At 72.3% G+C, this 13,991-nt stretch carries 13 protein-coding genes and 2 pseudogenes; 9 read left to right on the plus strand and 6 right to left on the minus strand.

What is annotated here, in order from left to right:
• Positions 1 to 29 precede the first annotated feature (29 nt).
• Positions 30 to 1,592 carry a carboxylesterase/lipase family protein gene (locus RI138_RS30220; protein WP_311122449.1) on the plus strand — a complete coding sequence of 521 codons (1,563 nt, stop codon included), beginning with the start codon at positions 30 to 32 and terminating at the stop codon, positions 1,590 to 1,592.
• Here the strand turns inward: RI138_RS30220 and RI138_RS30225 are convergent.
• A complete protein-coding gene (locus tag RI138_RS30225) occupies positions 1,589 to 2,455 on the minus strand; it encodes a class I SAM-dependent methyltransferase (RefSeq protein ID WP_311122450.1) in 867 nt (288 codons plus the stop codon). The genes RI138_RS30220 and RI138_RS30225 overlap by 4 nt on opposite strands.
• 165 nt (positions 2,456 to 2,620) lie before the next feature.
• Between RI138_RS30225 and RI138_RS30230 the strand changes: the two genes are divergently transcribed.
• The 4 genes and pseudogenes from RI138_RS30230 to RI138_RS30245 all read left to right on the plus strand — a co-directional run.
• Positions 2,621 to 3,214, plus strand: coding sequence for a TetR/AcrR family transcriptional regulator (locus RI138_RS30230; RefSeq protein WP_311122451.1), 594 nt, complete (start codon positions 2,621 to 2,623; stop codon positions 3,212 to 3,214).
• Between the two features lie 147 nt (positions 3,215 to 3,361).
• A complete protein-coding gene (locus RI138_RS30235) occupies positions 3,362 to 3,796 on the plus strand; it encodes a GNAT family N-acetyltransferase (RefSeq protein ID WP_311123064.1) in 435 nt (144 codons plus the stop codon).
• 121 nt (positions 3,797 to 3,917) lie between these two features.
• On the plus strand, positions 3,918 to 4,493 hold the full coding sequence (locus RI138_RS30240; protein ID WP_311122452.1) for a hypothetical protein: 576 nt from the start codon (positions 3,918 to 3,920) through the stop codon (positions 4,491 to 4,493).
• A 130-nt stretch (positions 4,494 to 4,623) separates the two neighbouring features.
• Positions 4,624 to 4,836 (plus strand): annotated as a pseudogene (locus RI138_RS30245) (IS5/IS1182 family transposase); the annotation flags it as partial.
• A gap of 27 nt (positions 4,837 to 4,863) precedes the next feature.
• Here the strand turns inward: RI138_RS30245 and RI138_RS30250 are convergent.
• Positions 4,864 to 5,901 (minus strand): SCO7460 family lipoprotein, encoded by a 1,038-nt coding sequence (locus tag RI138_RS30250; protein WP_311122453.1) that lies wholly within the window; start codon positions 5,899 to 5,901, stop codon positions 4,864 to 4,866.
• Between the two features lie 274 nt (positions 5,902 to 6,175).
• Here RI138_RS30250 and RI138_RS30255 point away from each other — a divergent pair, with 274 nt between their 5' ends.
• From RI138_RS30255 to RI138_RS30265, 3 genes are all read left to right on the plus strand, one after another.
• Positions 6,176 to 7,321, plus strand: a complete 1,146-nt coding sequence (locus tag RI138_RS30255) for a S1 family peptidase (protein WP_311122454.1) — start codon at positions 6,176 to 6,178, stop codon at positions 7,319 to 7,321.
• 503 nt (positions 7,322 to 7,824) lie between these two features.
• Positions 7,825 to 8,448, plus strand: a complete 624-nt coding sequence (locus tag RI138_RS30260) for a TetR-like C-terminal domain-containing protein (protein WP_311122455.1) — start codon at positions 7,825 to 7,827, stop codon at positions 8,446 to 8,448.
• Positions 8,435 to 9,343 carry an alpha/beta fold hydrolase gene (locus RI138_RS30265; RefSeq protein ID WP_398864044.1) on the plus strand — a complete coding sequence of 303 codons (909 nt, stop codon included), beginning with the start codon at positions 8,435 to 8,437 and terminating at the stop codon, positions 9,341 to 9,343. Before RI138_RS30260 ends, RI138_RS30265 begins: the two co-directional genes overlap by 14 nt.
• A 134-nt stretch (positions 9,344 to 9,477) precedes the next feature.
• Here RI138_RS30265 and RI138_RS30270 read toward each other — a convergent pair whose 3' ends face one another.
• The 4 genes and pseudogenes from RI138_RS30270 to RI138_RS30285 all read right to left on the minus strand — a co-directional run.
• Positions 9,478 to 9,939, minus strand: coding sequence for an NUDIX hydrolase (locus RI138_RS30270; RefSeq protein WP_311122457.1), 462 nt, complete (start codon positions 9,937 to 9,939; stop codon positions 9,478 to 9,480).
• 95 nt (positions 9,940 to 10,034) lie between these two features.
• Entirely contained in the window at positions 10,035 to 10,442 is a 408-nt protein-coding gene (locus RI138_RS30275; protein ID WP_311122458.1) for a hypothetical protein, read from the minus strand.
• Positions 10,439 to 11,764, minus strand: a complete 1,326-nt coding sequence (locus tag RI138_RS30280) for a hypothetical protein (RefSeq protein ID WP_311122459.1) — start codon at positions 11,762 to 11,764, stop codon at positions 10,439 to 10,441. The genes RI138_RS30275 and RI138_RS30280 overlap by 4 nt, the downstream gene beginning before the upstream one ends.
• A gap of 497 nt (positions 11,765 to 12,261) precedes the next feature.
• A pseudogene (locus RI138_RS30285) lies at positions 12,262 to 12,398 on the minus strand (LacI family transcriptional regulator); the annotation flags it as partial.
• Between the two features lie 264 nt (positions 12,399 to 12,662).
• Here RI138_RS30285 and RI138_RS30290 point away from each other — a divergent pair.
• Positions 12,663 to 13,991, plus strand: coding sequence for a transglycosylase family protein (locus tag RI138_RS30290; RefSeq protein ID WP_311122460.1), 1,329 nt, complete (start codon positions 12,663 to 12,665; stop codon positions 13,989 to 13,991).

Raw genomic sequence — 13,991 nt, forward strand, 5'->3', positions numbered from 1 at the left:
CGGCGGGCGAACGACAGGGAGCTGCACGGGTGGACGTCTTCACGACGGAGGCAGGGCGGGTACGGGGACGGCGTGCCGCCCGGGACCGGGGGATCGTGGCCGTACGCGGCCTCCCGTACGCGGCCCCGCCGTTCGGCGCCCTCCGGTTCCGGGAACCGCATCCGCCGGAGCCCTGGGACGGGGTACGCGACTGCACCGCGTTCGGGCCCGTGGCTCCCCAGTCGGCCGAGCTGCCCGGTGCACCGGTCTGGTCGCCCGGTGACGAGGACATCCTCACGCTGAACATCTGGACGCCCGCCGACGGCCCCGGGGACCTCCCCGTGCTGGTCTGGATCCACGGCGGTGCGTACGTCTTCGGCTCCTCGGCCCAGCCCGACTTCGACGGCACCGCACTCGCGGCCTGGGGGCTCGTTGTCGTCACCCTCAACAGCCGTCTCGGCTTCGAGGGGTTCGGCCACGTCCCCGCCGCCGACGGCAGCGCACCCTTCCCCGACAACCGGGGACTGCTCGACCAGATCGCCGCCCTGGAATGGGTGCGCGACAACATCGCCGAGTTCGGCGGCTCTCCCGAGCGGGTCACGGTGGCCGGGCAGTCCTCGGGCGCCACATCGGCGGCCTGCCTGGCGGTGGCGGACCGGGCGCACGGCCTGTTCCGCCGCGCCGTCCTGCACAGCGCCGTCAACGCCTGCGCGTCGGTGGAGCAGGCGGCCCGCACCACCGCCGAGGTCGCCGCCGCGGCGGGGGTCCCCGCCACCGCCGCCGGACTGCTCGCGGCCGCGCCGCGCACCCTGGTCGCCGCATCGGACCGGGTCGTCGACCGCTACCGGCAGGACCCCGGCTCGGGGCAGCGCCACTACGACCCCGCGATCTACGGCCCGGTCACCGACGGCGTCCTGCTCACCGCCGACCCGCTGGAGGCACTGGCGGCAGGGGCGGGCGGCGATGTGGAGCTGCTGGTCTGTCACACCACGGAGGAGTACTGGCTCCTGGACGCGGTCGGCAGCAGCGCGAAGGTCGCCACGGAAGGCCGACTGGCCGTTTTCGCCGCCGACTTCGGGCTCCCGTCGTCGCTGGCCGAGGGCTACCGCGACCGCCTGCCGGATGCCCCCGTGCTCGACGTCTATCTGTCCCTCTACTCCGACCTGCTGTTCGCCGAGTACAGCACCCGCCTCGCCGAGGCCCACGCCCGGGCGGGCGGCCGGGCCCACCTCGCCCGCTTCGACCGCCGCCGGGGCGGCCGGGGACAGCGCGTCCGCGCCTGGCACTGCGCGGACATCCCGTTCGCCTTCGGCAACCTCCACGAGGAGAGCGTCCACTTCCTCCTCGGCGGCCCGCCCGGCGAGGCCGACGAGGGGCTGTCACGACGCATGATGCGTGCCTGGTCGTCCTTCGCCACCCACGGCGACCCGGGTTGGGACCCCCTGGCCACGGGTGGGGAGTTGGATGCCTATGCGGATGCGGATGCGGGGGCCGGGGCGGCGGTACAGGTGTGGTGTACGGCGGAGGAGGGGGAGGCGGGCTCGTCGGGCACGGCGGGCGATGGTTTCCGTGACCTGTGGCGCGCGGCCGGTCTCCCCCTGGTCGCACCTTAGGGAGTGCCCGCCGGGCCCGCCGGTCGCTCTGCCCTGACCAGCCACGATGTGCTGCGCAGCCGGACCGTTCCGTCCGCCGCCCCGTAGGTGCGCAGATGGTCCGTCAGAGTCCGGCGGGCGGCGTCCTGTGCCCTGGAGCCGGCCTGCCCCATCAGGTGGCGGCCGGGCCCCGTCGCCAGCAAGAACTCCGCCGCGTCCTCCGCGCCCTGCCCCCATGTCCCGTACGCCTGAGCCTGGGTGATGGTGATCGCGGTGAATCCGGCTGCTGTGAGGATGTCGCGGACGCGGTCCGGGGCGGCCAACGAGAACATGCCAGGCAGCCCCGGTCGCCCGAAGTCGCCGAGGGGCAGGAAGTCGCGCAGTGACTCCATCGCCGTCACCCACTCGTTGAGCGTGGCATCGGCCGGGCAGACGAACGCCAGGCGCCCGCCCGGCCGCAGTGCCCGGGCGACATTGTCGAAGGCCGCCACGGGGTCGGCGAAGAACATCACCCCGAAACGGCTGATCGCCGCGTCGAACGTGCCTGCCTCAAAAGGGTGTGCCTGCGCGTCGCCCTGCGCGAAGGAGACGTTGGTGGAGCCTTCCCGCTCGGCGCGGGACCGAGCCTCGGCCAGCATCGGGCCGGAGAGGTCGAGGCCCAGCGCATACCCCTGGGGCGCCCGGAGCGCGGCGAGGCGCGTGGTCTGCCCGGAACCGCAGCCGAGGTCGAGGACACGGTGGTCCCCGGTGATGCCCGCGGCGTCGAGGAGCCGCTCGTTGAAGCCCTCGTTCACGGCGTTCCAGCGGTCCTGAGTGCGGGCCCAGTGGGCGCCCTCGGGACCGTTCCAGGCCTGCGCCTGCTGGGTGTTGACGATGACTGACACGGGTGGCCTCCGGTGTTGGGCGACTGAGAATGGGCGTGTGCCCAAACAGTATGGGCACACGCCCAAACTGGCAATCACCGCTACGATCGAGGGGATGCGCTCCTTGAGGGCGACCAAGGGCAACCCGGGCGACCGGGATGACCAGGACGGAAGGGAAGAGGGGCCATGTCTCCGCGCGGAGTGGCGACACCGGACGTACGCGAGAGACTGTTCGCGGCCGCCGAGCGCGTCGTGGAAAGGGGCGGGCCCGGCGCGCTCACCAGCCGGTCCGTCACGGCCGAGGCGGGCTGCGCCAAGGGGCTGCTGCACGCGCATTTCGCGGGTCTCGACGAGTTCGTGGCCGAGCTCTGCCTCGACCGGTTCGCGCGGACGGCGGCGAAGGCGCGGGAACTGTCCGGGCTGGTCGGTCAGGGCGCGGTGGCCCGGAACCTTGAGGCCGTCACCTTCGCGCTGTTCGAATCCGGCGGTCCCGCCATCTCGGGCCTGGCCGTGACCCGCCCAGCCGCCGCGCTGCGCATCCGCGAGGCCCTGGCGGAAGGGGCCCCCGGCTTCGCGGCGATCCAGGAGGCCGTCACCGGCTATCTGGAGGCCGAGCGGCGGCTCGGCCGGGTGGCGGAGGCCGTCGATTCACCCACCGTGGCCCTCGCTGTCGTCGGCACCGCCCACCACCTCCTGATGACCGGCTGGCCGGGCGCACCCGACCCGCGCGCCGCCATGACGCGCCTGGTATCCGCGCTGGTGGAGGCGCAGGTGCGGTGACCCGCGGGGTCGTCGACGTGGTCGCCCCGGTCAGCCGTCGGCAGGTGCGAGTGGGGCGTTAAGGTCGGTGCCGTGTTCGCCGCCCCTGCTCCCGTGCCCGATCCTTCCGCCCCCGCCCCCGCTCCTGTCCCTGAGCGTGCACTCACGCTGCGACCGGCGACCCGAGCCGATCTGCCTGCTGTGCTCGCCCTGCTCGCTGACGAGGAGAAGACGGTGGACCCGGCCTCCGTCGTGGTCGGGGAGGTGTACGAGCGCGCCTTCGCGGCGATTGCCGCCGATCCGCGCAACGAACTCCTGGTCCTGGTCGACGACACCGTGGTGGGCTGCCTCCAGGTGACCTACATCCCCGGGCTCGGCAAAGGCGGAGCCGAGCGGGCCCTGATCGAGGCGGTGAGAATCCGCGCGGACCGGCGCGGCGGCGGACTCGGCCGCGCCCTGATGGAACGCGCGGTCGCACGGGCCCGCACGCGGGGCTGCGCGCTGGTGCAGCTGACCAGTAACAAGCAGCGCGAGGACGCGCACCGCTTCTACGGCTCGCTGGGCTTCGCGTGCAGCCATGAGGGCTTCAAGCTGCTCCTCTAGGCCCAACGCCGTTCGGTTGAGGGCGGGGCCGGGGCCGGGAGGGGCCGTACCCCCCGTGTGGGGGAGGTGGATCATCACGCGGTACGACGTGCCGGGCCCGGCGGTGCGAGAGGTTCGGGTCGTGACGACAGATCCCGCCCCGCTCGAATCCCGCATGCCGCCGCCGGCCCGGCCGCCGGTCCCGCCGCCCCCGCGCTGGGCGGTGCGTGCCGCGCATGTCGCGGCCTGGTCGACCGTTCCCTCCGGGGTGTGGCGCGTCGCGCTCGTGCTCGGGGTGCCGGTCGGGGTGATGGAGCGAGAGGAGATCCTCGCCGCATTCCCCGACGACTCCCCGCTGATCGCCCTGGCTTACGTGCTGCTGATCGGTGCGGTCGCCGAGGTCGCCTCGTACCTCACGCTGGGCCTGGTGCGGCCCTGGGGTGAGGTGGTGCCGCGCTGGATTCCGTTCCTCGGAGGGCGCCCGGTCGAGCGCAGGCTCGCGGTCCTCGCCGCTTCACTGGGAGCCCTCGCGGTCACCGTCCTGTGGTGGGTCCTCTTCTTCGGCGGACTGCTGACCTCCCCCAGCCCGGACCCCGGCATCTCGGCCGGCGAAGTCCTCTTCGTCGCCGCCTACGCCCCACTCCTGCTGTGGGGCCCGCTCCTGGCGGCGGTGACCTGGTCGTACCACCGAAGGCACACGGCTCGTGCGAGGTTGTGATCGAACTCGGTTTCCATCCCTGTGTGGGGGCGATGGGACCTGCTGAGGCGCTGGGTCGACACGCGGCCAACTTGCCGATGAGCAATGGGAGTTCATGGAGCCCCGACGGCCTATTGACGCCCTACGGGAAGAACGGCGACGCGTCCGGCGATGTCACAGGCTCCGGCTGAAGGAAGCGCTGCTTGCCAGGTCTAGAGGCCGACCTGGCCGGCGAAATCCATCTCGCCGCAGATCGTCGATGCCGTCAGCTCCCCCCCTGGTCCTGACTGCGGGCCAGGCTGCCGACAGCCCGCAGTTGGTTCCCGTGCTTGAGAAGGTGCGCATCCGTCTGCGCGTCGGCCGTCTGACTGATCAGCACCTCACACTGGACCTAAGAGGTGCCCGGCGGCAGCCGCAGTGCGCCCGTGCCCTCGCGCACATCGTGCACGATGCGGCCCTTCCCCACCGGATTGCCGTGTTCGTCCGTGGTCACCAGCACCGCGTCGTCGCTGTTGACGCACCGCCGGCGCGAGTCCGGCCCGGGGCAGAACAGTACGTAGCCGGTCTGCCGGTCGACGCGGCCCGGTTCGAGCCGCCAGATCCACTGGTAGTCGGCCATGACCACCCGGGGGTAGGTGGCGCGCAGTTGCTCCTTCACCGCGTTCTGGACGGTGTCGCCGAACTTCTGCCGCTCCCGGAACGGGCGGACGATCCGGGCGTTGCCCGTCGTGTCGACCCGGCCCGCCTCGATGTCGTAACTGACAGAGAAATAGGTGTGCTTGGTGAGTGAGGCCAAGAGCTCCGACCGGGTCAGCCGGAGCACCGTCGGCCAGGAGTCCTTGCCCTTCTCACGCCGCTCGGCGACCTCGGGGGAGACCACCTGGACGAACGTGGCCTTCGCCCTGCCGAGCTCGCTGTCGGCCCCGCTCGCCGTGACCCAGCGCTGGACGCAGTCCCCGATCTCCCGGAGCCGCTTCGCGACGGTGCCGTTCGTCAGCTCGGCGACCACGTGGGGCGGGGTGCCGGTCGGGCCCAGGGCGATGACCTCGTAACCGCACGCGTCGAAAGCGCCCTTGAGCGTGCGGTGCTCCTCGGCCTGCGTGCGCCCGCGCTGTACCGCGTCCGCCAGGACCCCCGCGCACCCCTTGCGGTCGCAGGTGCCCGCGTCCGCGTCGATCCGGAGCCGAACCACGGCGTCCCGGTCGTCGGTCACCGCGAACGACACCTCGGAACCGCCCGAACCGGGGAAGAGCGTGCGCGCCCCGATCGCCTTGAGCTGCCCGGGAAAGTGCTTCTCGGCCAGCTTCTCCGCCTCCCGGCGGTCGTCCTCGGTGCTGACCACCCCGCACGCGCCGAGCAGGACGACCAGTGAACCCGCGAGCGCGCCGGTGAGTGCGGCTCGCCACGTTCTGCGGTGCGATCCGGCCATGGTCTGCTCCTCGGGCTGGTCCTGTCCGGTGTTCCTGTGACAGTAGGACCAGTGTCGGCGTGCGGGATGAGTACGCCTACTCAACCCCGGTGCGCAGACCGCCTCGTGCCCCTCCGGGATGCCTCCCGTCATTGGCATGGACCTGACTGTGGAACTCCGCTACAGTCCGGGAACGGCACATCTGAGAGCGCTCTCAACGGCACGATCGGATCGCGCTCCCGGACGCCTCCCGTTCCACCCCCACGTCGTTGGAACAACAGGAAGGGTCACTCCCTTGAGACACGCAACCGTGCTGCGGACCGGTCTGTCCGCACTCCTGCTCCTCGGTGCCTGGGCCGCCGCGGGCCCGTCGACCGCCTCCGCCGCCCCCGTCGACTCCGCCAACCCGCCGGCCTCCGCGGCCCTGCTGTCGGCCATGCAGCGCGACCTCGGCCTCACCGAGGCGCAGGCCCGTACGAGGCTCGCCGACGAGAAGGCCGCCACCGCCCTGGAACCGAAGGCGCAGCGTGCTGCGGGCTCCGCCTTCGGTGGCTCCTGGCTCGACGCGAAGACGGGTCGGCTGACCATCGCCGTCACCGACGCCGAGAAGGCCGAAGCCGTACGGGCGACCGGCGCCGACGCCCGGCTCGTCGAGCACTCGGCCAAGCGGCTCGACGCGGCGAAAGCGCGCATCGACGCCTTGAAGGCCCCCTCCGGCGTGAGCAGCTGGCACGTCGACCCGGCGACCAGTCGCGTCGTCGTGAACGTCGTCGCCGACGAACAGGCTGACAACGATGTCCGCGCGTTTGTCGCCAAGGCCCGCAAGGCCGGGCCGGTGACCGTCAGGACGACCGCCGAGGCTCCGCAGACCTTCGCCGCCGGAACGGTCGGAGGCGACCCGTACTACACCGGCAACGTCCGCTGCTCCATCGGCTTCTCCGTGCACGGCGGCTTCGTCACCGCCGGGCACTGCGGGGGCGTCGGCCAGCAGGTTCGCGGCTGGGACAACTCGTACATCGGCAACTTCCAGGGCTCGTCCTTCCCCGGCAACGACTACGCCTGGGTGAACGTCGGCAGCGGCTGGTGGACCGTCCCCGTCGTCCTCGGCTGGGGGACCGTCCCCGACCAGCTCGTCCGCGGCTCGAACGAGGCCCCCGTCGGCGCCTCGATCTGCCGTTCCGGCTCCACCACGCGCTGGCACTGCGGCCGGGTCCTGGCCAAGAACGAGACCGTCAACTACAGCCAGGGCGCCGTGCATCAGATGACCAAGACGAGCGTCTGCGCCCAGGGCGGCGACTCCGGCGGCTCGTTCATCAGCGGAGACCAGGCCCAGGGCGTCACCTCCGGCGGATGGGGCAACTGCACCAGCGGCGGTGAGACCTGGTACCAGCCCATCAACGAGATCCTCAACCGGTACGGGCTGACGCTGCACACCGCGTGATACGGGGGAGCCGTGCCGCCGCACTCCCCGGCGGCACGGCTCCCGCCGACGCACCGAGACCGTATGTGAGCGGTCCCGTCGGCGGGCGGGCCCGCTTCCGTGCGCCGGGCGACGCTCACGGTTGCCGCCCGTCAATGCCCGTCGATGCCAGTCACACCGGTCGAGGCCGGTCGAGGCCCGACGGGTCCCGTCAAGGCCCGTCGCCCCAAAGCCCCTTGTCCAGGAGGGAGAGCTCTCCCCCCTCGCCCTCTCCGTATCGCGGCTGAGCTCAGCACGTCCTGGGGCCACCCGCTCTACGGGTTCGGTGTCTACCGGAGCTGATCGCGCCGGGGTCCGTGAAGTCTGCCGTGCCGAGTCACGCCCGCTGTCGGCGCGGCGCGTGAGCCCGTGGCGGTCACGGAACGTCCGTGGCCGCCACGGGCTTTTCGCATGCCGTCCGCGCTCGCCCTATGTATCCTAGGTAAGTACCTAGATAGTCTAGGAAGTAGTGGGTGGAGGCATCGATGGCTCGCGCAGGGCTCACGGCCGACCGTGTGGTGGCGGCCGCCGCCGATCTGGCCGACTCCATCGGGTTCGACAAGGTCACGGTCACGGCACTGGCGCGGGGCTTCGGGGTCAAGGACGCCAGCCTCTACTCGCATGTGTCGGGCCTTCAGGACCTGCGCACCCGGGTCGCGCTGCTGGCCGCCGGAGAGTTCGCCGACCGGCTGAGCGAGGCGGTGGCCGGGCGCGCGGGTCGCGACGCGCTCGTCGGATTCGCGCACGCGTACCGGACGTTCGCGCTGGAGCACCCCGGGCGGTATCAGGCGACCCAGATGAAGATCGACCCCGCCGTCGCCCAGGAGTCCAGTGCCTTCCGCCGGACGGTCGACACCATCTACGCCATGATGCGCGCCTACCGGCTGACCGAGCCCGATCTCACCGACGCCGTGCGGATGCTGCGCAGCACCCTGCACGGCTTCAGCGACCTGGAGGCGGACGGCGCGTTCCGGGCCGACCGTGACGTCGAGGCGTCTTGGGAGCGGACATTGGACGCGTTGGACCTGGTGCTGAAGAACTGGCCCGCAGGGCCGGAAGGCGATTCGAAGAAGGGGGACGGCCATGAGGACAGGCATGCCGACGAGTAACGGAACCATAGACCGAACCGCTGTGCGTACCGGACGGCTGGATGTGCCGGGTGCGACGCTGCACTACGAGGTGCGCGGCTGCGGGCCGCTGTTGGTGATGATGCCGGGCGGAAGCGCCGATGCCGGAATCTACGACGCGCTCGCGGTGGATCTGGCGGACCGGTGGACGGTGGCCACGTTCGATCCGCGCGGATACTCCCGCAGTACGCTCCACGGGCCCGTCACCGACCAACTGCCCCGGACGCACAGTGAGGACATCGCACGCCTCGTCGAGCTGCTGTCCCCGGACGGCGCTCCGGTGGCCGTGTTCGGTTCCAGCTCCAGTGCGGTCGTCGCGCTGGACCTGCTGTCGCGTCGCCCCGGCCTGCTGAGCCGGGTTGTGGCGCACGAGCCCCCGCTGGTGGAGCTGCTGCCGGACCCGGCCGCCGGCCGCGCGCTCTTCGCCGCCGTACGGGAGTCCTTCCGGAGGGACGGGGTGGAAGCCGCCATGGCGACGATGGCCGCGGGTTTGGCTCCGGACGACGACTCGGAGCAGCAGAGGGGGGACGACGCGGACGACGGCCACCGGTCGGCCGATGCCGGAAAGAGCGACGGCCCGTCCCCGGCGGAGGCGGCCACCTTCCGGCGGATGATGGCCAACCTGCCCGTCTTCCTGGAACACGTGCTCTGCCCGTTCAGCGGGTACGTCCCCGATCTCGCCGCGCTCCGTGGCGCCGCATCGAAGCTCGTCGTCGGCGTCGGACGGGACTCCCGGGCGATGCTGCCCGCCGTCGCCGCCGAGCGGCTGGCCCGGCGGGTCGGGAGCGGGACGGTGGACTTCCCCGGGAGCCATATCGGGCTCACGGAGGACCCGGTGGCCTTCGGCGCCCGGCTGCGGGAGACCCTGCTCGGCTGACGCCGAGGCCGGAGATCGGGGCCAGCCGCCGGCGGTTGACGTGGCCTTCGGCGCGGCGGGCGGCGGCGAGGCCTGGCGGCGGCAGGGTGGGGAGGGGGCAACGCTGCGGCGTTTCGTGGCGTGTGTGTCCGATGTCAGCCCGGTGTGGCCCAGTGGGGGTCCGCCCGGCCGAGCCACGCGTCCTGGCTGTCGGTGAGCGGCCGAGGCAGGGGCAGCGGCACGAACCGGCAGGCGAACCGCATCCCCGCGTCGTCGCCCTCGCCCCGGACCCGGTGCTCCCACGCCGACGGGCCGTCTGCCGGGGCGTCGAGCAGGAGGAACGTGGTCAGCCGGGGCTGCCCGGTCACGGGGTGCGCCCGCCCGTCCACCGCGATGCGCCGCACGACGCGGGCACCGGCAAGCCCGGTCTCCTCGGCGACCTCACGCAGGACGGCCTGCTCCGGAACCTCGCCCGGTCCGACGCCGCCCGCAGGCACCTGGGTGCCCGCCTCGGGGAAATCGGCATGGTCGAACACCAGGAGGGCGGGGAAGGGGTGACGACGTATCACGTACGCCGCGACTCGGATACGGGGCGGAGGAGCGGGAACGGCGGGCATGAACGCATCCTCGCGCATCCCGGGACGGGGGCGGGGGTGGGGGTGGAGCGGACCGGCGGGGACGGGGCAGAGAGACGGGGTGAGCATGCGGCGGTTCACCAGGAGGGGCCGGAGGGGCGTGAGGGGCTGGAGGGTAGGACGGGCGACGGGCGTGTGACGCGGCTCGTCGCCCGGTGCGGCCCGGCGGGCCTCGGCTCAGCGGCGGCCGCCGGACCCGCCCCCGCTCGTGCCGCGCAGCCGGTGCAGGGGCCCGTGCCCTGCCGTAAGTACCGGTACTGGTTCGCCAGATCGACCGTGAGTGCCGGTGACGTTTCCCCGGCGGGGACACCGATCCCGAACCGCCCGTAGAAGATCAGCAGGCTCGCGTCGGCCCGGCGGACCGCCGCCGCGGTGCGTTCGTAGGCCACTGCGGTCAGACGGCGGACGTCGATGCGCACGAGTCGGCCGCCGTCGGGCGGGGGTCGGCCGATTCCTTCGCCCCACCGGTGGAAGACCGTCTTCACCGGGCCGTCCTCCACCAACCCGGCGAGGTACTCCCTGACCAGCTGTACGGCCTGGTTGTCGCCCAGGTCGAGGGTGTCGAAGATCCGGGTGATCGCGAGGGAGGCGAGCTCGGCGAACCGGTCGGTCCGCTCCTCCCGCTCCGCTCCTCCCGCTCCGCGCGCCGCTGCTGGCTCTCGTCGAGCTGCCCGAGCCGTTCGTCGAGGTCGTCGGCGTCCGGGGTCGGGGCGGGCTGTGGGGCCGGTTCGTCGGCATCCAGCGTCCCGGCCTGGAAGCGTCCGGCCTGCCGGGCGGTGTCCAGCGCCGCCCGGTTCACAGGCTCTCCGGGGGGTGAGGGGGCGATCCTGTGCGCGGCGAGAATCACGTCCCGTACCCGGGCGGCCGCCCGGGGGTGTGCCACGACCTGCTGGTGGATCTCCCGGTACGCGGCCGCCGCGCCTTCGGCGTACTCCCGGCGCTGCACTTCGAGCGCGTATCGCTTGTCCACCGGCCGCTTCCAGGCGCCCTCGGAGACCGGAGCCAGGACGACGAGGAAGATCAGGGCGACCATGATGCCGACGTTGATCCCGGAGAGGGACCGCTGCACGAAGTTGGTGGTGAGGCCCAGTGGCAGCCGGGACGCGCCGAAGCGCGCCGGGCGCAGCCTTCGTCGGACCCGCGCGACGAGATCCGGCCGGAGCAGGAGGACGTAACTGCCGATGGCGAGCACGGTGTAGGCCGCCATCCCGTACAGCCAGTGCACCTCGGTCAGTTCCTGGACCTTCTCCACCAGCTCCAGCGCCACGGTGACCTGGGCCGGTTCGAACGACAGGACGTTGGCCAGCCAGACCATGAACAGGGTGCGAACCAGGCCGAGTTGTGCGGACAGTACGACGTCGGCCGCGGCCTGCACCGTGCGCCGTGGTGAGTCCGTCAGCTTCCACCAGCCGCGCCAGGAGAGCCAGATGGTAAGCGGGAAGAGTCCGGCGGCCGGCGCGACGGTCAGGGCGCCGCCGGAGACAAGCTGCTCGCAGGCGAGCGCGAACAGGAAGACCCCTGGCACATGAGGAAGGTGACGCACCATCAGACGCTCCGACCTTACGCACCGCCGTACCGTGAGCAGCAGGGCCCAGCCGCCGAAGAAGAGCAGCACCGCGAGGGGAACCAGCCGGGAGGGGAAGGCGCGGAACAGGACGAGGAGCAGCGCCACGGGCGGGACGGCGGTGCACAGGGCGAGGGCGGCCGCGGCGATGTACCTGCGATGCCGGAACCAGCGGATCACGGCTTCGACGAGTATCTCGCCCCCGACCTTCCGCGCGGCCGTGAGGCCCGCGACGACGAGCACGCCGGCCAACACCCCGGCGACCAGGCCGGCAGTCGCCCTGCCGACGGCGAGGAGTGCGGACCCCGGCCCGTCGATCTCCTCCCCGGTGAGGCCAGCCCGCCGAGCACTCCGGGCGGGGTGACCCCGTCCCGGTCGAACAGCGCGCCGACGAGGACCGTCAGAAGGTAGGCGAGGGCCGAGAAGGGAGTCAGGATCAGCAGGAGCGACGCGTACGCGGAAGGCTTCCTGCGCACCGGGCGGTAGGTATGGAGATGAGATCCCAGCTCCGGGTGCTCCAGGTGCTCCGCGTCGTTGTCTGCGCCCATGAACTCATCCGTCCCAGGAAGTTTCCCGAACAACACCACTTGAGCGAGGGCCAGTTGATGTTGCCGCGCGGCACGGTAGCACTCTCCTTGGACGATGAGTCGGAGAGCTGCCGCGGGCGAGGCCGAATCCCTTACCACCAGCTCCGGTTCGAAGGGCACGGAGGTCGGCGGGCCGCCCGGGCGGGTCAGCCGGTCCAGCGGCCCGCTGACGGTCACGTTCCGGCGGCGGCCGCGCGTCCGGAGATGTTCGGCCGCCAGTCGCGCACCGTCCTGGCGATGAGGTCCATGTAACCGACCGGGGCCGATCGAGCCGGGCGCGCGTACAGCAACCGCCGCCGGACCGGCGCACCGGATCCACATTCCGTACGCCGTTGATGACACGGACGCCGTGGCGCGCGAGACACAGGTCGCCCGTGCCGCACCCTCGCATGCCGGGCGTATCGGTCGACGGTTCAAGTTCCGCCATGCTCAGATGAATTCAGGCCACGAGCCGACGGCGGGTGGCCGAGTGCCACCTTTTGCTTGTGATCAGTCACGGCGCGGACCTACGTTGCCCCTTGCGACGTGTCCCAAATCCCATGGGGGAGTCAGGTATGGCCGCGAACGGACGGCACCGCAGGTATCAGCCCAGCCGGATCAACCGTGTCTCGCTCACGGTGACCGCGAGCGGTGCCGGCATCGCGCTCCCTCTCGTCACCGCCGCCTCGGCGGGGGCCGCTTCCGGCGAGGTCTGGGAGAAGGTCGCCGCCTGTGAGTCCAGCGGCAATTGGGCCATCAACACGGGCAACGGCTATTACGGCGGGCTTCAGTTCAGCGGGTCCACCTGGGCGGCCTTCGGCGGCACGCAGTACGCGCCGCGCGCCGACCTCGCCACCCGCGACGAGCAGATCGCCGTCGCCGAGCGGGTGTTGGAGGGCCAGGGGCCCGGTGCCTGGCCGACCTGTTCGGTGCGCGCGGGGCTCACCCGGGGCGGTGACGCGTCGGCGACCACTCCGCGCACCGACCCGCAGAGCGCGGGGAACAGGCCCGTCCAGGCGGTGGTTCCGCAGAGCGCCCCGCCCCGGCAGCAGCCGCAGGCCCGCCCCGCCGCGGCGACGCCGACCCATGTGCCGGGCAAGCGTGACGCCTACACCGTGGCGAGCGGCGACTCGCTCTCCACGATCGCCTCGGCCCAGCGCGTGCGCGGCGGCTGGCAGGGCCTCTACGCGGCCAACCGTACGGTCGTCGGCGACGACCCCGACCTGATCTTCCCCGGGCAGCGGCTGTCCCTCGACCCGAGCCGCGCGTCCAAGCCGGTCGACCGACGAGGCCCCGTCCCGAGCGCGCCGAGGACGGAGAAATCCGAGCCGAAGAAGACCGAACGGGACGGGGCCGCACCGAAGAAGCAGGCGCCGAAGCAGGAAACCCCGGAGCAGGAAGCGAGGAAGGAAGCCCCGAAACGGCAGGCGCCCGAGCAGGCCGAGCAGAAGAAGGCCGCCCCCAAGAAGGAGCAGCCCGCTCCGGAGCGGGCTGTGAAGCACTCCGGCCTCAGCGCACCGGTGGCCGCCGGAACCGGCACCCCCTACCGTCAGGCCGGCTCCTGGTCCAGCGGCTACCACACCGGCGTCGACTTCCCCGTGCCCACCGGTACGTCGGTGAAGTCCGTGGCCCCGGGCCGGGTCGTCTCGGCCGGCTGGGCCGGGGCGTACGGCTACGAGGTCGTCGTCCGGCACGACGACGGCAAGTACAGCCAGTACGCGCATCTCTCCGCGGTCCATGTGCGCGCGGGGCAGTCGGTCTCCGGCGGGCAGCGGATCGCCCGTTCCGGTTCGACGGGCAACAGCACGGGCCCGCACCTGCACTTCGAGGTCCGGACGGGCCCCGGCTACGGATCCGACATCGACCCGCTCGCATATCTGCGGGCGGGCGGGGTGAGGGTCTGA

Origin of the sequence: Streptomyces durocortorensis (assembly GCF_031760065.1) — a bacterium.
GTDB lineage: Bacteria > Actinomycetota > Actinomycetes > Streptomycetales > Streptomycetaceae > Streptomyces.